Source organism: Streptomyces sp. NPDC047081 (assembly GCF_040643775.1).
Classification (GTDB): domain Bacteria; phylum Actinomycetota; class Actinomycetes; order Streptomycetales; family Streptomycetaceae; genus Streptomyces.
Genome location: NZ_JBEYUY010000034.1, coordinates 78,330 through 97,691, shown reverse-complemented (window position 1 = coordinate 97,691; position 19,362 = coordinate 78,330). Strand labels below are relative to the sequence as shown.

Genomic DNA, 19,362 nt, shown 5'->3' with positions numbered 1-19,362 from the left:
GCAGGACCCGGCGTTCGGCCGGCTCCACCGGGGCCCCGGTGCCGATCATGCCCAGCAGGGCGGCCCGGTAGCCGGTGCCGGGGACACGGTCCGTCAGCGCCCGGTGGAAGAGGTCCGTCAGGGCTGCCTCGTCCAGGTCCCGCAGCCACCGCGGGTGGGAACGGGCGAGGTAGGCGCCGTATCCCGCCGCGATGTGCAGGCCGGACTCCCGTGCGAGCGCGGGGAGTTCGGCGTACCGCGGGCCGAGTCCGGGCGTCGTCAGGTCCACCACGCAGGACTGGCCGAGGGCACGCGCGGGCGCCAGTTCCGCGGCCGCGGCCCCGGGGTCGTCGAGGACGAGGTTGCCCTCCAGGGCCAGCAGGTTCCAGCGCAGGAAGCCCAGGTTGCCGATGGTGACGCGGGGGTCCTCGGGGAGGGGTTCGCGGGGTGGCCGGCACAGTACGCGGGCGTCGGAGAGGAGGTGTTCGTGCATGGAGGTAGGGCCGAGGGCGGTGGCCGGGACCGGGCCGAGAACCGTCTCGATCACCGTGCGCGGCCCGCCAGATGGGTGCGGTCGGCCCGCTCGACCTCGGGGTTGGGCACGGCGGTCTCCAGCCACTCCAGCACCTCGTGCTGTTCGACGAGGGCGTCCCGCTGGAGGTAGTGGATGGCGCGCAGCGCCGCGTCGTGCGCCGGGCGGCTCGATCCGCCGACGCAGTCCGTCACCACCCGCACCCGGTAGTCGTGCTGGTGGGCGTCGACGGCGGTGTAGTGGACGCACACGTCGGTGAGCCCGCCGATGAGGATGACGGTCTCGGCGCGGTAGGCCTTGAGCACGATCTCCAGTTCGGTCCCGAAGAACGCGGAGTAGCGGCGCTTGCGGATCAGGAACTCGTCCGGGCGCGGCTCCAGCCCCTTGGAGAGCTCGGTCTCCGGCCAGCCCTCGACGCAGTGCGGCCCCTCGGATCCGTCGAGTTCACGCCCGATGTCCACCAGGTTCGGCTTGTGCACCTCCTGGATCCACACCACGGGGACACCTCGTTCGCGGGTGCGCGCGATCAGCTCGCGCACCCGCCCGGAGCGCTCGGCCCGTCCGCCCATGTGCGGGATCTCCGTGCGGCTGGCGGACGGGTCGACCTCTCCGCCCTGGATGTCCACGACGATCAGGACGGCGTTGCCGACTACGTTCATCTGGGGTTTTCCCTTCTTGTGGGGCGCGGGTGCGAGGGGAGGCGCGGCCGGGTCAGGTGAGCGCCAGACGGCGGTCGGCGAGCACCTGGAGGACGTCGACCACGGCGTTGACGAGGACATAGACCACGCCCAGCAGGAGCGCGACGCCGGTGATGCCCGGCAGGTCGGCCGCCGCGACGGAGGCGTCGAGATAGGAGCCGACCCCGGGCCAGTCGAAGATCTTCTCGACCACGACCAGCCCGGCGAGCAGGGCACCGGACTGGATGCCGACCATGGACAGGGCGGGGCCGAGGGAGTTGCGCACGGCGTGCCGCAGCAGCACCGCGCGTTCGGTGAGGCCGGCCGCGCGGGCGGTACGGGCGTGGTCGGCCTCCAGGTTGGTGGTGAGCCCGTCGAGCAGGACCCGGCCGATGGCGACGGCCGGCGAGATCGCCGCGCACAGCACCGGGAGGACGAGGTGGAGGGCTGCGTCGCCGAACACGTCGGGCCGTCCGGCCAACAGGCTGTCGACGAGCAGGAGTCCGGTCGGTCCGGTCGGCGCGTCCCGGTAGCTCGTCCGGCCGCCGGCGGGCAGCCAGGCGAGGTGGCCGTAGAAGACGAGGATCGCGACCATGCCGAGCAGGAAGGTGGGCGCGGCGGCGCCCGAGAACAGGACCGCGCGCAGCAGGCCCGCGCCGCGTACGCGGACGGCGCACAGGCCGGCGAAGAGCGCGCCCAGCAGCACAGCCGTGAACAGGACGCACAGGGCGAGTTCGAGGCTCGCCGGCAGTACCGTGCCGAGGTCGGAGGCGACTGGAGCGCGGGTGCGCAGCGAGTTCTGCAGATCGCCGCGGAGCAGCCCCGAGAGGTAGTGCAGATAGCGGGGGACGAGGGGGTCGTCGAGCCCGAGGCGGGTCCGGGCCGCGGTCAGCGCCGCCTGGGAGGCGTTGGCGCCGACGTAGGCCTTGGCCGGATCCGTGCCGGACACCTGCTGCAGGGTGAACAGGGCCATGGTCAGGGCGAGCAGCACGCCCAGCATCGCCGCCGCGCGGCGCAGTGCGAAGGTCACGGGTTCGGTCCTCTCCGGGACGGGCGCGGGGGCGGGTTCACCGGCGGCGCAGCAGGTCGCGCACGGCGTCGCCCGCGTAGTTGGCCACCAGGGCGAGCAGCATCACGGCCACCGCGGGCACGATCGGCACCCACCAGGAGGTGAGCAGGTACGGCATGCCCTGCGCGGCCATGGCGCCCAGTTCGGGGGCCGGGGCGGGGGAGCTGAGGCCGATGAAGGACAGGGCGGACAGGGCGACGACGAGCGAGCCGACGTCCAGGCTGGCGGCGATGACGACCGTCGGGCGGACCCCGGGGAGCAGATGCCGCAGCACCCGCCGCCCCCAGGGGAGGCCGGCGAGCCGGGCCGCCTCCAGGTGCGGCCGGGCCGACCAGGCGCGGATCTCCCCGCGGACCAGGCGGGCGTACATCGGCCACCACACGACGGCGATCCCGATCAGCGCGCTGTGGTAGCTCGCGCCGAGGGACGCGGCGACCGCCATCGCGATGACGAGCCCGGGCAGGGCCAGGAACAGGTCGGTCACCCGCATCAGCAGCGAGTCCGCCCAGCCCGGCAGGGTCCCGGCGAGGACTCCCACCGTGCCGCCGATCAGCACCCCGGAGGCGATGACGGTGGCGGCGGCGAAGAGGCTGGCGCGCATGCCGTACAGCACCCGGGCCAGCAGGTCGTACCCGAGGCCGTCGGTGCCCAGCGGGTGGCCGGAGCTGCCCGGCGGCAGGAACTCCGCGCCGCTGCGCAGCACCGGGCTGTGCGGGCTGACGACCGGGGCGAGCAGGGCCAGCAGGACGAGCACCGCGAGGGCCGCGAAGGCCACCCGGCCGCCCCGGGTGCCGAGCGGGCGGCGGGTGGTGGCGGTCGCGGTGCGGCGCGCGCCGCCGGTGAGGAATCCGAGGGTGCTCATCGGCGCTCTCCGTCCGCCGTGGCGTGCTGCCCACGGGGGCCGGGCACCGCCTCCAGGAGGGTGCGGGTGTATTCCTCGACGGGATGCGTGCACACGTGTTCCGTCGGGCCCTGCTCGATGATGCGGCCAGCGCGCATGACGGCGACGCGGTCCGCGATGATCCGGGCCGCCGCCAGGTCGTGGGTGACGAACAGGACCGACACGCCGAGTTCCCTTCTGAGCCGTCCGAGCAGGTCGAGGACGGTGGCGGCGAGCGTCACGTCCAGGGCGGAGGTCGGCTCGTCGCAGAGCAGCACCCGGGGCGGCACGATCACCGCGCGGGCGATGGCCGCGCGCTGCCGCTGGCCGCCGGAGAGCTGGTCGCCGCGGGCGCGGGCGGTCTCGGCGGGCAGGCCCACGGTGGTCAGGACGTCCGCCACCGCGGCCCTGCGCTCGGCGCGGCTCATTCCCCCGGCGGTCACGGCCAGCCGTTCCGCCAGCATGTCGCCGATGGTCAGCCAGGGGGTGAGGGAGGAACCGGCGTCCTGGAACACCATCTGCGGGGTGCCGCCGAGGACTTCCACCTCTCCGCTGCTCGCCCGTTCGAGACCGGCCACGATCCGCAGCAGGGTGGACTTGCCGCAACCGCTCTCCCCGACCAGCGCCACCGACTCGCCCTGCGCCACGTCGAGATCGACCCCGCGCAGGGCGTTCAGTTCCCGGCGCGCCCAGGGCGGACCGGAGCGGAACACCCGGGTGGCGCCGCGCAGCCGTACGGCCACCTCCTTGCCGATCGCCGGTTCCGGCCAACGGGCGGGCAGATCACGGTCGGCGGCCGGAGCCGCACCCGAGACCAGTACCCCGTCCGCCCGAACGGCCCGCCCGCGCCCGCCGCCGGCCAGTTCGGCGACGGTGACGGTGCCGACGTCGGCGGCGGCGTGTTCCGTCCGGCGCAGGGTCAGCGGACGGTCGCGCGGGGTCGTGAGGTCGATGCGTGAGGCCAGGAGCGTGCGGGTGTAGGGGTGTTGTGGGTCGTCGAATATCCGCTCGGTGGCGCCCTGTTCGACCAGGGAGCCCCGGCGCATGACGGCGATGCGGTCGCTGATCCGGGCGGCCACCCCCAGGTCGTGGGTGACGAACACGACAGCGCAGCCGATCTCGTCCCGCAGCGACAGCAGCAGGTCCAGCACCTGCTTCTGGACGGTGACGTCGAGGGCGGTGGTGGGCTCGTCCGCGATGATCAACGAGGGGTTGCGGGCGATGGCCAGCGCGATCATCACCCGCTGGCGCAGCCCGCCCGACAGCTGGTGCGGATACGCCTTGAGGCGGTGCCCGGGGTCGGGGATGCCGACGGCCGTCAGCAGCCGCACCCGCTCCTCCCGGTCGGGCTGGACGTCGCGCAACTGGGCACCGACGGTCATCGTCGGGTCCAGCGAGGTCATCGGGTCCTGGAAGACGGCGCCGGTGGTGCGGCGGCGTACCCGGCGGCGGGCCTCGGCGTCCGCGGTGAGCATGTCGGTGCCGTCCAGCAGGACCGACCCGTGGGTCACCGGCCGGGACTTCCCGGGAAGCAGCCCCAGGACGGCGAGCCCCAGCACGCTCTTGCCCGAGCCGGACTCGCCGACCATGGCGACGATCTCACCGGCCCGCACGTCCAGGCTCACCCCGCGCACGGCGTGTACGCTCTCGCCGTCGCGGGTGAGATGCACGTGCAGGTCGCGCACCGAGAGCGTGGGCGACCCGCCGGATGCGCTCAAATCGTCCGTCGCCGCCATGTCAGGAGCGGCCGAGGGCGGCGAAGTGCAGGACGTCGTACTCGAGGAGGTTCTGCGCCTGGCGGACGCCGGTGATCCCGGGGACGGTGAGCAGCGTGGTGTTGAGGGAGCCGATGGAGTACCAGTAGCGGGAGGCGATCACCGAGCGGGCCACGGGTCCGTAGGCCGACAGGTCGGTGGTGGTGAGGGCCTTGTCGAGCTTGGCCGACAGGCCGTCGACCTCGGCGCCGAAGAGGTCCAGGCCGCCCTTGGGGGTGTAGATGATCCGGCCCCAGGAGTCGGGGTGGCCCGCGTCCGGGAAGACGCCGAAGACGGCGAGGTCGGGCGCCGAGCCCAGGTTGTCGGTGAGCTTGTAGATGGTGCCGGCCGCGTAGGCGACCGCCTGCGCCTTCAGACCGGCGCTGTTCATACGGGAGACGAGTTCCTCGGCGACCGCCTTGCCGTCGGCGCTGCTCGCCGCGTACCCGACGCGGACCGTACGGCCCTTGGCCGGCGCGGACTTGGCGATCGCGGCCAGGGCCGTGTCGTCGTACGTGATGCCCTGGTCGTCGACGGAGGCGCCCAGCATGCCCTGCGGGAACAGCTGGTCGGTGGGCTTCTCCAGGCTGCCCATGGCGGACGACAGGATCGACTTGGTGTCGATGCCGGTGAACAGCCGCTGCCGCTGGGCCGCCGTCCGGAACGCCTTCGACTCCGGGTTGACGTAGATCATCTGCGTCGTCATGTTGGGGAACGTGCTGGTGGTGACGGTCTTGCTGCCGGCGTAGGACTCGAAGGCCGACTTGTTGACGTTGCCGAGGACGGCGTCGATCCCGCCGCGTTCCAGCTCCAGTTGGGCGGCGGAGGCGTTCTGCGAGATCTCCAGGTCCACTGTGGCGAACTTCGGCTTCTGGCCCCAGTAGTCCCCGTAGGCGGTCAGCTCGTAGCTGCTGCCGGTCTTGGCGGAGGTCAGCTCGTAGGGGCCGGTGCCGGCGTCGTGGGTGGCGAGCCAGGTCTGGGCGTGGTCGCCGCCCGCGTGCTTCGTCAGGGCCGAGGGACTGATGAGCTTCAGGCCGAACGGGGAGGCGAGGTAGTCGAGGAAGGCGGAGTTGGGCGCCGACAGCGTCAGGACGGCCGTCCGCGCGTCTGGGGTGGTCACCTTCTTGACGTCGGCCGTCATGTAGGCGGGCCCGCCGTCGACGCTCGCCCGGCGCGCGACGGCGGCGGCGACCGCGGCGGAGGTGAGGGCGGTGCCGTCGTGGAAGGTGACGCCCTTGCGCAGGGTGAAGGTGTAGGTCAGACCGTCCTTCGAGACCTTCCAGGACGAGGCCAGCGAAGGCACGATCTTCGCCTTCGCGCTGCCGTCCTGGTACTTGACCAGGCCCTCGTAGGCGTTCTGGACGATGTTCAGGCCGGGGCCGTCGTAGTTCACGTCGGGGTCGGGCGGGGTGGTGTAGGTCTGCACGATGGTCGCGGTGAAGACGTCCGTGCCGGCGGCGGTCCCGGTCCGCGCGGCCGAGCAGCCGGTGAGCGTGAGGACGGTGGCCACCGCGACCGCGAGACCCGCCTTGACGGGTTTGACAGAAGGGACGGCAGTCGTGGCTCTGGAGCGCATCAGAACCCTCTCGGGGAGGACTTGGGTATTCCTGTCAGTGACCGAAAACTAGGGCCGCCGCGACCCGAAAGGGTTTCCCCCGGGTTGCCCGGCGTTGCCGGACCGTAAATTCTGTCGCTGATAGAAATAGGCGGTGAGTGGTTGGTACGGTGGGCCACGCCCGCCCCCACGGAGGAGGAAGCCCAGGTGACGCAGGTGCCGTCAGCGCCGCAGGAGGCGCAGCACACCGCTCCCGCGCTGCTGCTCAGGAACGCCACCGTGCTCGACGGCCTGGCGCCCGAGCCCCTGCCTGCGCGGGACGTCCTCGTCGAGGGCGACCGCATCCGCGCGCTCGCGCCGACTGGGGAGCTTCCCCTGCCGGACGTCGTCCCGCCGGAGCGGCTGCGGGTCCTGGACTGCACCGGACACACCGTGCTGCCCGGCTTCTTCGACTGCCATGTGCACATGAGCACCTGCCCGGACGCCGACCGGTTCGACACGCTCATGGCGCCGGAGAGCCTGCTGACCCTGCGCTCGGTCCCGGCCCTGGCCGCCACGCTCGACGCCGGCGTCACCTCGGCTCGGGACCTCGCGGGCGCCGACTCCGGCTTCCGGACGGCGCTGGAGGCGGGCCATGTGCGCGGGCCCGCGCTCCAGATCGCGCTGCGCATCCTCAGCATCACGGGCGGGCACGGCGACTGGCGCACGGTCCGCGGCACCCCGCTGGACTCCGGCCCCGGCGCGGGCGTCGTCGCGGACTCGCCGGCCGGGTTCGTACGGGCCACCCGCGAGGTCGTGCGCGAGGGAGCCGACTGGGTCAAGGTGGCGGCCACCGGCGGCATGACCAGCCCGCGCCGCACCCCCGAGGCGGGCGGGCTGACGGAGGCCGAACTGCGCGCCGTGGTCGAGGAGGCGGAGCGGCACGGAGTCGTCGGTGTCGCCGCCCACGCCCAGGGCGCCGCGGGCATCGCGGCCGCCGTGCGCGCGGGCGTCCGCAGCATCGAGCACGGCTACCTGGTCGACGAACCGACGCTCCAGGAGATGGGGGAGCGGGGCACCTACCTGGTGCCCACCCTCTCCGCGCTGACCCGCCCGCTGCCCGAGGACCCCGAGGACGGGCCGTCGCCACAGACCCGGCGCCGCCGCCGGATCCGCGAGACCGCCCTGGAACGCCTGTCGGCCGCGCTCACCAGCGGCGTCCGGGTGGCGCTCGGCACCGACGCGGGCATCGCCCCGCACGGCGGGAACCTGCGCGAACTCGCCCTCATGGTGCGGCTGGGGCTCTCGCCCGCCGAGGCCATCGCCGCCGGCACCTCCGTCGCCGCGCGGATGTGCCGCCTCGACGACGAGGTGGGCGCGGTGCGTCCCGGGCTGCGGGCGGACCTCGTCGTCACCGACGTGGATCCGCTGGCCGACATCGAGGCCCTGGGCCGGCCCGGAGCGGTGCACACCGTGATCCAGGCCGGACGGATCGTCAAAAACACGGTCGCGACGGCCGGTACGGGAGGGGAGCGGGCGGCATGACCGACGGGGACGGGGACATGGACGCGGGCGGGAGCGGGAGCACGCGGGGCGTGGCGGCGGACGGCCGGTCATCCGGCGAGGGGCGGCCGTCGGGCGAGGGCAGGCCGGGCCGGCCGCGGTCGGCGCCCAAGCGGCACAACGGTCTGAGCACCCAGGAGGAGATCCTCCAGGCCGCCTCCCGGCTCTTCGGCGAGCAGGGGTACGCGAAGACGACGACCCGTCAGATCGCCGACGCCGTGGGCATCAAGCAGTCGACGATGTACTACCACTTCGCCGACAAGCGGGCCATCCTCGTCTCGCTGCTCTCCAGCACCGTCACCCCCGCGCTGGAGTGCGCGCGCTGGCTCGGCGAGCAGCGGCTCGACCCCGTGGTACGGCTCTGCGCCCTGGTCACCTTCGACCTGGACACCCTGCTGCGCGACCGGCACAACCTGCACGTCGTCTACCATCTGCCCGACCTGGAGGCGGACGACTTCGCGCCCACCCGCGCCGCGCAGACCGTACTGCGCGACGCCTACCGGGACTTCAGCCGCGCGGCCCTCGACCACCTGCACCCGCCGCGCGAGGCCGCCGAGCTCGCCGAGGACATGGACCTGGTCTTCGCCCTGGTGGAGGCGTCCGTCTCGCAACGCCAGTGGGGCGGCGAGGAGAACCGCGCCCGCTACGCCGCCTCCGCCCAGCGCGGCTCGCTGCGGCTTCTCGGCGTGCCGGCCACCGCCGTCCCGGACATCCTCGCCGACGCCGAACAGGCGCTGGCCCGCTACCGCGCCTACCGGCAGGAGGCGGAGGCGGAGGCGGAGGCGCCGGTCCGGCAGGGCGGGTGACGGGGGCCGCAACGGGCCCGTGGAAACCGGGCGTTCATCGGTCCGATACCTGAAGCGGTGCGGCCCGATCCGGACGAGGCCGTGCGACGCGATCTGGAGACACGGTTGATGGACGAGTCCTGCTGCCGGCCCTGAGGTTCACGGCGTCGTACGCCGCGGGCCCGGTGGCAGCCGGCATGCACGGCACCGGGGCAGGTATCGGCGGGGCTGGGGCTGGCGGGGGTGGTGCCGGCCCCGGGGGTGCGGACCCGTGCGGCACCGAATGGGGGACATGGACATGGGCTCGATGTCCATGGACTACGGGGACATGACCTCCATGGGCATGGGCGGCTCCATGGACAGCGGCTCTTCGCCGGTCGGCATGTTCGCCGCCCACTTCCTGGCCGCCGACGGGAGCTACCGCTTCTGGGCCATGGTCTAGGCGCCCGAGTGGACGTTGACGGGACCTGGACGCAGGTCCGTTTCGACATAATCCTCGCTCCGCCGACGGTCGAGGGTGATGCGTCTCCGCCGACGCCGAGCGAAACCAGCCCCAGGGCCCGGCCGTCTCCGAGTCCCCGGAGCGAAGGGCGCTCTTCGTGCTCACACACCCGGAAGAGACCCTCGCGGCGCTCAAGGCCCGCTGGCACTCGATGGAATCCGGTGAGTCACCGCAGGTGCGCAGGCCTTCCGGCGTCAGGGAGTGAGGTAACAGCTCTTGCGAACACCGGCCAGCGGATCCGAGCCGAAGGCCGCCGTCGAGCAACTCGCCGTGCCCGTGAAGGTCTTGTAGACGAAGCTGCCTCGTGCCCCGTAGGCGACGGTCTGCTGTCCGCCGAAGGCACAGGTGCCGCCCTCGTCGGAGCACGCCGTGGCATAGCCGGGCGGGCCGCCGGTCGCCGTGTAGCAGGCCTTCGACTCGCCGGGGATCGGGTCGCCGCCGAACGTGGCGTTGGTGCACGGGGTATCGCCGGTCGCAGTGATCGTCGTAAACGCCCCGTAGGCTCCGTACGCCACCGGCTGTCGCGCGACGGCCGGGCACGTGCCGGCCTCGGCGGCGCAGAGCGTGTAGCCGGGCGGGGCGCCCGCGTTCGCGACATGGCAGGACTTGGCGACGCCGTCGATAGGGTCGCCGAAGTGGGCGTTGGTGCAGGGGACCGAGCCGCCCGTGACCTGGTGGGCGAAGTTGCCGTTGGCGCCGTACGCCACGTCCCGGTTGTAGCCGGAGACGGCGCAGGTGCCGTTCTCGGCCGCGCACACGGTGTAGCCGGGCGGGCCGCCAGCGTCGGCGACGTAGCAGGACTTGAGGATGTTCGGCGCCGGGTCGCCGCCGAAGGAGGCGCTGGTGCAGGGCGTGCTGCCGGTCACCGTCTTGTACGTGTACGTCCCGGCGCCGTACGCCACCGAGCGGGTCCCGCTGAAGGAGCAGGTGCCGCCTTCTCCGGCACACCGGGTGTAGCCCGCCTTCAACACGCCGCTCGCAGCAGGGTCGTCGGGCGCGGGCGGGTTGCCGAGGCCGGAGGCGGTCACGGTGTAGCTGCCGGGGGCGACGCCGGTGAGGTAGACGTACGTGTCGTCCTGGCTCGCGCCGGTGACCCCGGTGGTCGGGGTGAAGGTGCCGTTGCTCCAGACCGTGGCGCCGTTCACGGACACCGTGATGGTGCCGCCGGCCTTCGGGATGCCGATGCGGCCGGTGGTGCCGGAGGGGCTGGTCAACTGGGCCCAGTAGGTACCGGCGTTGCGGTCCCGCGACCACGAGGCGTCCACGGCGCCCTGCGGCATCGTGATGCGTCCCTGGGCGTTGACCAGGTCACCGGGGTGCGGGACGAAGCGGTAGGTGTTGGCCACGGACTCGGGTGCGATGCCCAGCACGTCGAACGTGAGCGTGGAGGTGGGCGCGGTGGACCAGCCGTGGGCCAGGCTCATGAACGAACCGCCGTAGGCCAGACCGCCGTCCGCCTTGACGCCCTCCCAGAAAGTGCTCTTGGTGCCGATGTCGCTGTCGAGCATGTGGCCCCAGGTGCGGCGGATCTGGTCCAGGGCGGTGTAGTCGTCGCCCGCGGTGAAGCGGGCGTTGAGCTCCATGCCGCCCGCGAACGGCGAGACGTTGCCGCCCCATTCGGGAGTGGTCGGGCCGTACGCACCCCAGTTCTTGCCCAGTCCCGCCACGACGCTCTTCGCCCTGGCCGTGGAGTCGGTCAACCCGTACCAGACGGCAAGGGAGTTGCCGTCCTGCGGATACAGCCCGCTGGTGGGGTTGTCCTTGTACATGCCCTTCGAGGCGTCCCACAACAGGGAGTTGGCCGCGCTCCTGATGGCGGCCGCCTTGTTGATCCAGCTCGCGGCGAGCGCGCTGTCCCCCTCGGCCGCGGCCAGGGTCGCGCCACCCTTGAGCGCGGCGAACAGCAGCGCGTTCGCGGAGATGTTCTCGCCGCCCTGACCGACCCGCGCCCAGTCCTGCGTGCGGGTCACGTTGAGGAGGTTGTTGCCGTCGACCTTGTTGAGGATGAAGGCCATCCCGCGCTTGTAGTTCGCCCACTCGGAGTCCAGCCACGCGCGGTCGCCCGAGTAGGTGTAGTACGTGGACGTGCCCAGCAGGGTCCAGGTGTGGTAGGTGTCCGAGCCGGTTAGGTTGAACGGCGGCCCGGACCAAGGGATTTCACCCTCCGCCGACTGCGCGTCGTACATCGTGTCGAGCGCGTTGCGGGTCGAGGTCAGATCGCCGGAATACGCGTACTGCGTGGGCACGGCGATGCCCATGTCGCCGGGCCACACCGTACGGTCGCGCTTGGCACCGTCGACCAGCACGGGGTCGCCCACGCCGACGGTTGCACTGTTGTCCCACGCCGAGGCGGGCGGTGGCCAGGCGCGGCCCTGGCTGGAGGCGATGGTGTTGAGCTGGACCGTGTAGGCCCCGGCGTACCAGATGCGGTTGAGCAGGTCGTCGCTGGAGTGGAAGTAGTTGGCGTAGTCGGCGGGGTTGGACTTCCCCGGAGCGGCGGTGAAGTCGAGGCTGACGCCTTTCAGGTCCACCCAGCCCGAGGTGTCGAGGAAGACTGTCAAGTACCTGAAGCCGCCGCGGAGTTGGGCGGTGGGCATGGTGTACGTGCCGTTCGCGGATGCCGTGGTGTAGAGGGCCCCGTCCTCACCGCTGCGGCCGCTGCTGCGGTCGCTGTTGTTGCCGACGTACAGGGACGACTCGCTGAAGGCCAGCCCGACCCGCTGGCCGCTGTCGCTGGTGGAGCCGAAGGACAACGTTGCCACGCCGCCGACTTCCTTGCCGAAGTCGAGGGTGATGGCCGACTGCGAGCCGGAGATCCGCGTCGACTGGCCGCTCAGCACGTTCTGCGGGTTCGCGACGCTGCCCGAAGTGGCGTACACGGCAGTCGGCTTGACGGTGCGTGAGGTCGGCGAGTAGGTCAGGGCGTCGACTTCGGCCTGTGTGGTCGCTGACATGGCGGCGACCGCGGCAGGGGAGGCGCCGGCCGTTGGCGCGGGGGCTGTGGCCAGTACGGCGGCCGTGGCGGCGACGAGGACGAGCAGGCGTCGGCTTCTGGAGGGACGACTGGGTGGGGGATGGCGGCGCATGGATACCTCCCGGGCGAGGGCTGACGCATGAGCGGGCGACTGAATCGATTCAAAAACATCGACCACGACGGCCTGGGCCTGATGGGACCGGGGGAGTGTGAGGCGCCTCGCCGAAGTGGCACCGATGATTGGCTGTCGCGATACGCCATGTCAACCCATCGGGGCCAAGTAGGTACGGACCAATGATGTGATCCCGTTTGCTGTGCCGTACCGCTTTGCCTACGCTCCCTGGAAGATCACGTGCTGGGGAGGCAGAGCGGTGGAACCGCAGGACGGCGGGCCCGGGGACGCGAAGGGCGAGGCGGGGGAGGAGGACTTCCCCGACTGGTTCATCGAGAGCTTCGCCGACTACTGGCAGAGCATGGGCTCCTCGCGCATCGAGGGCCGTATCGCCGCGTACCTGATGGCCAGCGACGCCCCCGAGGGCGTGTCCGCCGAGGAGTTGGCCGAGGCCGCCGGGGCGAGTCGCGGCTCGGTGTCGACGTACACCCGAAGCCTCATCGCGGCGGGATTCGTGCGCCTGGTGCGCCGCCCGGACGACCGTGCCCACTACTACGTCATGGACGAGGACGTCTGGGGCGGCTTCCTCGACAAGGAGCAGGGCTACCTCCGCAGCCAGCGTGCCCTGGCCGCCCGCGCCCTTGCCCGTACCACCCCCGGCGGTCCCGCCCACCAGCGCATCCGCAACATGCGCGACTACCTGACCTGGCTGCTGGACGTCCAGCGGATGCCGGCCGCGTGGCGGGCGTACAAGGCGCAACGGGACGCGGGGGAGAGCGCGGAGCAGTAGGGCGGGACGCGGGTCAGAAGGCTCCTCCGGTACGACGGGATCTGGCCAGCAGCCACAAGAGGCACGGCGCCCCGAGCGCGCCCGTGACGACGCCGACGGGAAACCGGGTGTCGAAGGCGAACTGGCCGATCAGGTCGGCGGCCAGGACCAGGACCGCGCCGGTGAGCGCGGCCGGCAGCAGAGGCGAGCCGTTGGCACCGGTCAGCCGGTGGGCGACCGGCCCGGACAGGAAGGCGACGAACGCGATGGGGCCCGTCGCGGCCGTGGCGAGCGCCGTCAGCCCGACCGCACCGAGCACGAGAGCCAGCCGTACGGTCTCGACCCGCGTGCCGAGCGCCCGTGCACTGTCGTCGCCGAGCTGAAGCGCCGTCAGCGGCCGGTCGAGCGCGAGGAGTACGGCCGACAGCGGCAGCACCCCTGCGGCCAGGGGGCCCACCCCGTCCCAGAACGCGGCACCGAGACTGCCCGTCAGCCACCGCATAGCCTCCTGCACGTCCCAGGCCGGGGCGCGCAGCAGCAGATAGGAGGTGACGCTGTTGAGCAGCGCGCCCACCCCGATGCCGACGAGCACCAGCCGCACGCCGAGCACGCCCTGCCGGTAGGTGAGCAGGTAGATGGCGAGTGCGACCGCGATCCCGGCGGGTATGGCGATGAGGAACACCGGCGTGCCGCTCAGCCCGAGCACGATGATCGCGAACACCGCGGCCGCACTCGCCCCCGATGTGATGCCGATGACGTCGGGGCTGGCCAGCTGGTTGCGCAGCAGCGACTGGAAACTCGCCCCGGCCAGCCCGAACGCGAACCCGGCCAGCGCCCCCGTGAGCGCGCGCGGCAACCGCAGTCGCCCCACGGTGAAGGAGGCTCCGGGCACTCTGTCACCGAGGACGACGCGCAGGGCGTCGTCCGGGGAGTAGACGGTGTGCCCGACGCAGAGGCTGGTGAGGAACAGCGCGGCGAGCACAACTGCCAGTCCCGCGACGGCGGTTCGTCTACGGCGGATGCGGCGCCGTCGGCCGCGTCGGAGCGCCTCGACGGAACCGGCGGCCGCAGGCTGCCTGCCCGACGGACTCAACAGCTCCCGTACCCGCTGCGTACTCACAGCTCCCGCACCTTCTGCCGCCGTGCCACGGCGATGAACACCGGCGCTCCGACGACCGCCGTCACGATGCCGACCTCCATGTCCTCGGGCCGGGCCACCAGACGCCCCACCACGTCCGCGAGGGTCACCAAGGCGGCTCCGGTCAGCGCCGACAGAGGCAGCAGCCGGCGGTTGTCGGGGCCGGTCAGCAGTCGGACCGTGTGCGGGACGACCAGGCCGACGAAGCCGATCGGACCGGCCGCCGCGGTGGCCGCCCCGCACAGCAGGACGGCGCCGAGCGCGGCCAACAGGCGGGTACGGGCCACGTGTTGGCCCAGTCCGGTGGCGAGGTCGTCGCCGAGGGCGAGCGCATTGAGGCCGGGTGCCGAGGCCAGGCTCAGGACGAAGCCGACGACCAGCAGTGGCAGCACCTGGAGGATGCCGTCCGCCGAGGCGCCGCCCACTCCGCCGATCTGCCAGAACCGGAAGGTGTTCACCACGTCGAGGCGCGGCAGAAGCACCGCGCTGACCAGCGAGGACAGCGCGGCCGTCACCATCGTCCCGACCAGCGCCAGCTTCACCGGCGTCGCTCCGCCCCGCCCGCGCGAGCCGATGACGTACACGAGCAGGGCCGCCGTACCCGCCCCGGCCACCGCCAGCCACACGTATTGCGACGGCGTGCTGATCCCGAGGTAGGCGATCCCGCTGACGACCGCCAGCGCGGCCCCTGCGTTGACGCCGAGGATGCCGGGGTCGGCCAGCGGATTGCGGGTCAGGCTCTGCATCACCGCACCGGCGGTGCCCAGCGCCGCGCCGACCAGCAGCGCGAGCCCCGTGCGGGGGATGCGCTGCCGGACGGCGGCCCGGGCGAGGGTGCCGTCGTCGCCGTGGACGAGCGCGGCGAAGGCGTCGGCGGGGGAGACCGTACGGGCGCCGAACATGACGGAGAGCAGGGCGGCCACGGCCGCGAGCGCCAGACACGCTGCCGGCCACAGCAAGGGACGGGATCTTACGGTCACTTGAGCTTTGCGACGGCGTCGGCCAGCAGCCCCGCGTACTCGTCGGTCGTGGCGGGAATGGTCAGCGCGGTCGGCGGTGAGAGGGCGGCGGCCAGCTCGGAGCCGTCCGGGATGACGACGACGGCACCCTTGGCGATCGCGGGGATCTTGCCGAGCAGCGGGTCCTTCCGGAGCCGGCCGAGCAGCTTGTCGTCGCCGTAGGTGACGATGACGTCCACGTCGTCGAAGACGTCGGCCTTCTCGGCGCTGATGGTGCCGTAGAACTCGTCGGTCTTCGCCGAGAGCGTGGCCAGGCTCGCCGGGATCTTCATGCCGAGGTCCACGGAGAACTGATTGCGCACGTCATGGCTGGTGTAGTAGCCGACCTTGCTGAAGTCCTCGGGGTCGAAGTAACCGACCAGCGCGGTACGGCCCTTGATGGTGGGGTGGCTCGTGGCCGCGTCGCCGATCGTCTTCTCCAGGCTCGCGACGAGCGTGTCGCCCTCGGACGCGAGGCCCAGTGCCCGCGCGTCGAGCTTGATGGTGTCCCGCCAGCTGGTGCCGAACGCCAGCGAGGGGTAGGCGACGGTCGGCGCGATCTCGCTGAGGGTGGTGTAGTCGTCCTTGGAGATGCCCGAGTACGACGCGAGGATCACGTCGGGCCGCGTGTCGGCGATCGCCTCGAAGTCCAGTCCGTCGGACTCGTCGAACAGCGTCGGCGTCTTCGCCTTGAGGGCCGTCAGCTTCTTCGCGGTCCACGACAGCACGCCGTCGCCGTCCTGATCGCCGTAGGTCTGCTTCGGGATGCCGACGGGGACGACGTCGAGGGCGAGCGCGGCGTCGTGGTTGCTCCACACGATGGTCGCCACACGTGTGGGCTTCTTCTCGATGACCGTGGTGCCGAAGGCGTGCTTGATGCTCACGGGGAAGGCGTCTGCGGCGGCGGTCGCGGGAGCGGCGGCCTTCGACGTGTCGTCGGAGTCGGAGTCGGAGCCCGCACAGCCGGTCAGGGCGAGCAGGGCGGCGACCGCGCGGGCGGCGAGGGTTCTTCTGAGGATGGGGAGTCTCACGGGAAGTGAGGTTAGCCTTACCAACCACGAACTTTCAATTTTTTTGAAATGACCCCTGTGGGCATTGACGCACCCGGATGTCCGCTCTACTTTTGCCGGAACGATCCGGCATGAGACACGCAAGAGAAGCGGTGCCACCCATGGGCCTTCCCTCCGCCGACTGGCTCGTCCGACCGATCGCCCCGGTCGACGAGGCCGACGCGCTCGCGCTGCTCAGCGAGCGGTACGGCGTGCAGGGCGGCCTCCAGTCGCTGGGCAGCCAGCAGGACCGCAACTACCGGGTGCGCACGGACACCGCCGACCACGTCCTCAAGGTGACCAACCCGGCCGTCGACCCGTCCGCCCTGCGCCTGCAGTGCACGGCGATCGAGCAACTGGCCGCCAAATTCCCCGAGTTGCGGCTGCCGAAGCCGCGACCGGGCGTGGACGGCGACCCCTTGCAGTGGCTCACGGCCGACGAGTCGAAGCTTGCCTGCCTCCTGCTGGACTTCGTGCCCGGCGAGCCGATCATGGACAGCCGCTACCTCGCTCCCGCGGTCGTGGCCCGGCTGGGCTCGATCGCCGGCCGGGTCACGGCAGGACTGTCCACCCTGGCCGCCCCGGAGGCCGACCGCCCCCGCCTGTGGGATCTGCGCAACGCGATCACCGTGGTCGAGACGCTCGCCCCGCACCTGCGCGACCAGATCGGCGCCCAGCGGATCCTGCGCGCGGCCCGCGCCGCCCACGCCCTGGTGCAGCCGTACGCCGACCGGCTGCCCACGCAGCTGATCCACGGCGACCTCACCGACAACAACGTCGTCTGCGAGACGGCCCTCGATGGACGCCCGATGCCGGTCGGCGTGATCGACTTCGGTGACCTGGGCCCCGGCTGGACGGTCGCGGAACTGGCCGTCACCTGCACCTCGGTACTCCACCACCACGGAGCGGGACCGGCCTCCGTACTGCCCGCCGTCCGCGCCTTCCACGCGGAACGCCCGCTCGGCGACGACGAGTTGGAGGTGCTGTGGCCGCTCGTCGTGCTGCGGTCCGCCGTCCTCGTGGTCAGCGGTCAGTACGACGTGCTGCTCGACCCGGACAACGACTACGCCTCGGACGCGCTGGAGCGCGAGTGGACGATGTTCGAGGTGGCCACGTCGGTCCCGGTCCAGGTGATGACGGCACAGCTCCGCCACGCGCTGGACAAGGCGTCCACGCGAGGGGAGCCGGTGGTCGGAGCGCGGCTGATCCCCACCCTCCCGGAGCACGTCCACACCCTCGACCTCTCGGTCTTCGCCGACGCCCTGCACACCGGTTTCTGGCGGTCACCGAACGCCGAACACGACCTGGTGCACGAGGAGTTGAGCGCCACGCGGGCCGTCCGCACCCGGCACGGCGAGTTCCGGATGACCCGCACGACGGTGGACGGCGAGAGTCCCGCCGAGACCTGTGCGCTCGGCGTCGAGCTGTACGCCACCGAACCCCTGGAGGTCAGGGCTCCCTGGGCGGGAACGGTCTCCCGCGACACCGACCGGGTGATGACGCTACGTCAGGGCGGCGGCCCGGACCTGATCCTCGACGGGCTCGACACCGGCACCCTGACCTCCGGCCCGGTCGAGCCCGGCCAACTGCTGGGCACCGTGGCCGAGTTCGACGGATTTCACGTCCTGGGCGTCCAGCTCAGCCATCTGACCGGTGTACGCCCACCCCGCTTCGTCGCTCCCGAACTGGCCGACGGCTGGCTCCAGGTGTGCCCGGACCCCACGGCACTGCTGCTCCCCGCAGCGCCCGAACTCCAGATGTCCGAGGAGGAGTTGCTGACCCGCCGCAACGACGCCTTCGCCACCGTCCAGGAGCACTACTACGAGGAGCCGCCCCGCATCGAGCGCGGCTGGCGCCAGTACCTGGTCGACACCCGGGGCCGCGGCTACCTGGACATGCTCAACAACGTGACCATCCTCGGCCACGGCCACCCCGTCCTGAGCGACGCCGTTCACCGCCAGTGGCAGCGGCTGAACACCAACTCCCGCTTCCACTACGCCTCCGTGGTCGAGCTGTCGGAGCGGATCACGCAGCTCCTTCCCGCCGAGCTGGACACCGTGTTCCTGGTGAACAGCGGCTCCGAGGCGGTCGACCTCGCACTGCGGCTCGCGTGGGCGACGACCGGACGCCAGGACGTGGTTGCCGTCGAGGAGGCGTACCACGGCTGGACCTACGCGAGCGACGCCGTCTCCACGTCCGTCGCAGACAACCCCAACGCCCTTGAATCACGGCCGCCTTGGGTGCACACCGTCGCCGCGCCCAACTCCTACCGGGGCCGCCACCGGGGCGAGGAAGCGCGGCGCTACGGCCCCGAGGCCGCCGCCCGCATCGCCGAACTCGCCGCCGAGGGACACGCCCCCGCCGCCTTCCTGTGCGAGCCGTACTACGGCAACGCCGGCGGAATGGCCCTCCCCGACGGCTACTTGGAGCAGGTCTACGCGGCCACCCGCGCTGTCGGCGGGCTGTGCATCGCGGACGAGGTGCAGGTCGGCTACGGCCGGCTCGGCACCCACTTCTGGGGATTCGAGCAGCAGGGTGTCGTACCGGACGTCGTGACCGTCGCCAAGGCCATGGGCAACGGACACCCGCTCGGCGCCGTCATCACCCGCCGGGAGACCGCCGACGCCTACCGCACCCAGGGCTACTTCTTCTCCTCGGCCGGCGGCAGCCCCGTCAGCTCGGTGGTCGGCCTGACCGTCCTCGACATCATGCGCGACGAGGACCTCCAGACCAACGCCCTTGAGGTCGGCGGGTACTTGAAGCGGCGGCTCGTCGAACTCGGCGAACGGCACCCGCTGATCGGTACGGTGCACGGTTCCGGCCTCTACCTGGGCGTGGAGTTCGTGCGCGACCGTACGACCCTGGCACCCGCGACCGAGGAGACAGCCGCCATCTGCGAGCGGCTGCGGGAACTCGGCGTGATCATGCAGCCGACGTCCGACCGCCAGTGCGTGCTGAAGATCAAGCCGCCGCTGTGTCTGACCCGGGAGAGCGCCGACGTGTTCGTCGCCGCCCTCGACGACGTCCTGACGTACGGCTGGTGACGG

14 protein-coding genes and 1 pseudogene are annotated in these 19,362 nt (G+C 72.0%); 5 read left to right on the top strand and 10 right to left on the bottom strand.

The features are described 5' to 3' along the window. From ABZ848_RS42050 to ABZ848_RS42025, 6 genes and pseudogenes are all read right to left on the bottom strand, one after another. Window positions 1-472, bottom strand: a pseudogene (locus ABZ848_RS42050) (hypothetical protein); the annotation flags it as partial. Between the two features lie 50 nt (window positions 473-522). After that, window positions 523-1,170, bottom strand: a complete 648-nt coding sequence (locus ABZ848_RS42045; RefSeq protein WP_360840658.1) for an isochorismatase family cysteine hydrolase — start codon at window positions 1,168-1,170, stop codon at window positions 523-525. Window positions 1,171-1,222: 52 nt separating this feature from the next. Beyond that, a complete protein-coding gene (locus ABZ848_RS42040) occupies window positions 1,223-2,218 on the bottom strand; it encodes an ABC transporter permease (RefSeq protein ID WP_360840656.1) in 996 nt (331 codons plus the stop codon). A gap of 37 nt (window positions 2,219-2,255) precedes the next feature. After that, complete coding sequence (locus ABZ848_RS42035; protein ID WP_360840654.1) at window positions 2,256-3,119, bottom strand: ABC transporter permease; 864 nt, start codon at window positions 3,117-3,119, stop codon at window positions 2,256-2,258. Next, complete coding sequence (locus ABZ848_RS42030) at window positions 3,116-4,873, bottom strand: ABC transporter ATP-binding protein (RefSeq protein WP_360840653.1); 1,758 nt, start codon at window positions 4,871-4,873, stop codon at window positions 3,116-3,118. The genes ABZ848_RS42035 and ABZ848_RS42030 overlap by 4 nt, the downstream gene beginning before the upstream one ends. A 1-nt stretch (window position 4,874) precedes the next feature. After that, window positions 4,875-6,467 carry an ABC transporter substrate-binding protein gene (locus tag ABZ848_RS42025; RefSeq protein WP_360840651.1) on the bottom strand — a complete coding sequence of 531 codons (1,593 nt, stop codon included), beginning with the start codon at window positions 6,465-6,467 and terminating at the stop codon, window positions 4,875-4,877. Window positions 6,468-6,653: 186 nt separating this feature from the next. Between ABZ848_RS42025 and ABZ848_RS42020 the strand changes: the two genes are divergently transcribed. The 3 genes from ABZ848_RS42020 to ABZ848_RS42010 all read left to right on the top strand — a co-directional run bounded on the left by ABZ848_RS42020 (window position 6,654) and on the right by ABZ848_RS42010 (window position 9,215). After that, window positions 6,654-7,970, top strand: a complete 1,317-nt coding sequence (locus ABZ848_RS42020) for an amidohydrolase family protein (RefSeq protein WP_360840649.1) — start codon at window positions 6,654-6,656, stop codon at window positions 7,968-7,970. After that, complete coding sequence (locus ABZ848_RS42015) at window positions 7,967-8,794, top strand: helix-turn-helix domain-containing protein (RefSeq protein WP_360840647.1); 828 nt, start codon at window positions 7,967-7,969, stop codon at window positions 8,792-8,794. Before ABZ848_RS42020 ends, ABZ848_RS42015 begins: the two co-directional genes overlap by 4 nt. A gap of 250 nt (window positions 8,795-9,044) precedes the next feature. After that, a complete protein-coding gene (locus ABZ848_RS42010) occupies window positions 9,045-9,215 on the top strand; it encodes a hypothetical protein (RefSeq protein ID WP_360840645.1) in 171 nt (56 codons plus the stop codon). Between the two features lie 254 nt (window positions 9,216-9,469). Here ABZ848_RS42010 and ABZ848_RS42005 read toward each other — a convergent pair whose 3' ends face one another. Further along, complete coding sequence (locus ABZ848_RS42005; RefSeq protein ID WP_360840644.1) at window positions 9,470-12,361, bottom strand: alpha-L-rhamnosidase; 2,892 nt, start codon at window positions 12,359-12,361, stop codon at window positions 9,470-9,472. Window positions 12,362-12,620: 259 nt separating this feature from the next. Here ABZ848_RS42005 and ABZ848_RS42000 point away from each other — a divergent pair, with 259 nt between their 5' ends. Further along, window positions 12,621-13,151: a MarR family transcriptional regulator gene (locus tag ABZ848_RS42000; protein WP_360840642.1), complete on the top strand. Its 531-nt coding sequence runs from the start codon at window positions 12,621-12,623 to the stop codon at window positions 13,149-13,151. A 13-nt stretch (window positions 13,152-13,164) separates the two neighbouring features. Here ABZ848_RS42000 and ABZ848_RS41995 read toward each other — a convergent pair whose 3' ends face one another. From ABZ848_RS41995 to ABZ848_RS41985, 3 genes are read right to left on the bottom strand one after another with little or no spacing between them, the layout of a single operon-like run. Next, entirely contained in the window at window positions 13,165-14,250 is a 1,086-nt protein-coding gene (locus ABZ848_RS41995; RefSeq protein WP_360840640.1) for an iron chelate uptake ABC transporter family permease subunit, read from the bottom strand. Beyond that, complete coding sequence (locus tag ABZ848_RS41990; RefSeq protein WP_360840639.1) at window positions 14,247-15,227, bottom strand: iron ABC transporter permease; 981 nt, start codon at window positions 15,225-15,227, stop codon at window positions 14,247-14,249. The genes ABZ848_RS41995 and ABZ848_RS41990 overlap by 4 nt, the downstream gene beginning before the upstream one ends. Before the next feature lie 17 nt (window positions 15,228-15,244). Continuing rightward, window positions 15,245-16,297: an ABC transporter substrate-binding protein gene (locus ABZ848_RS41985; protein ID WP_360840637.1), complete on the bottom strand. Its 1,053-nt coding sequence runs from the start codon at window positions 16,295-16,297 to the stop codon at window positions 15,245-15,247. A 140-nt stretch (window positions 16,298-16,437) separates the two neighbouring features. Between ABZ848_RS41985 and ABZ848_RS41980 the strand changes: the two genes are divergently transcribed. Beyond that, complete coding sequence (locus tag ABZ848_RS41980) at window positions 16,438-19,359, top strand: aminotransferase (RefSeq protein ID WP_360840635.1); 2,922 nt, start codon at window positions 16,438-16,440, stop codon at window positions 19,357-19,359. The last annotated feature ends 3 nt before the right edge of the window (window positions 19,360-19,362 follow it).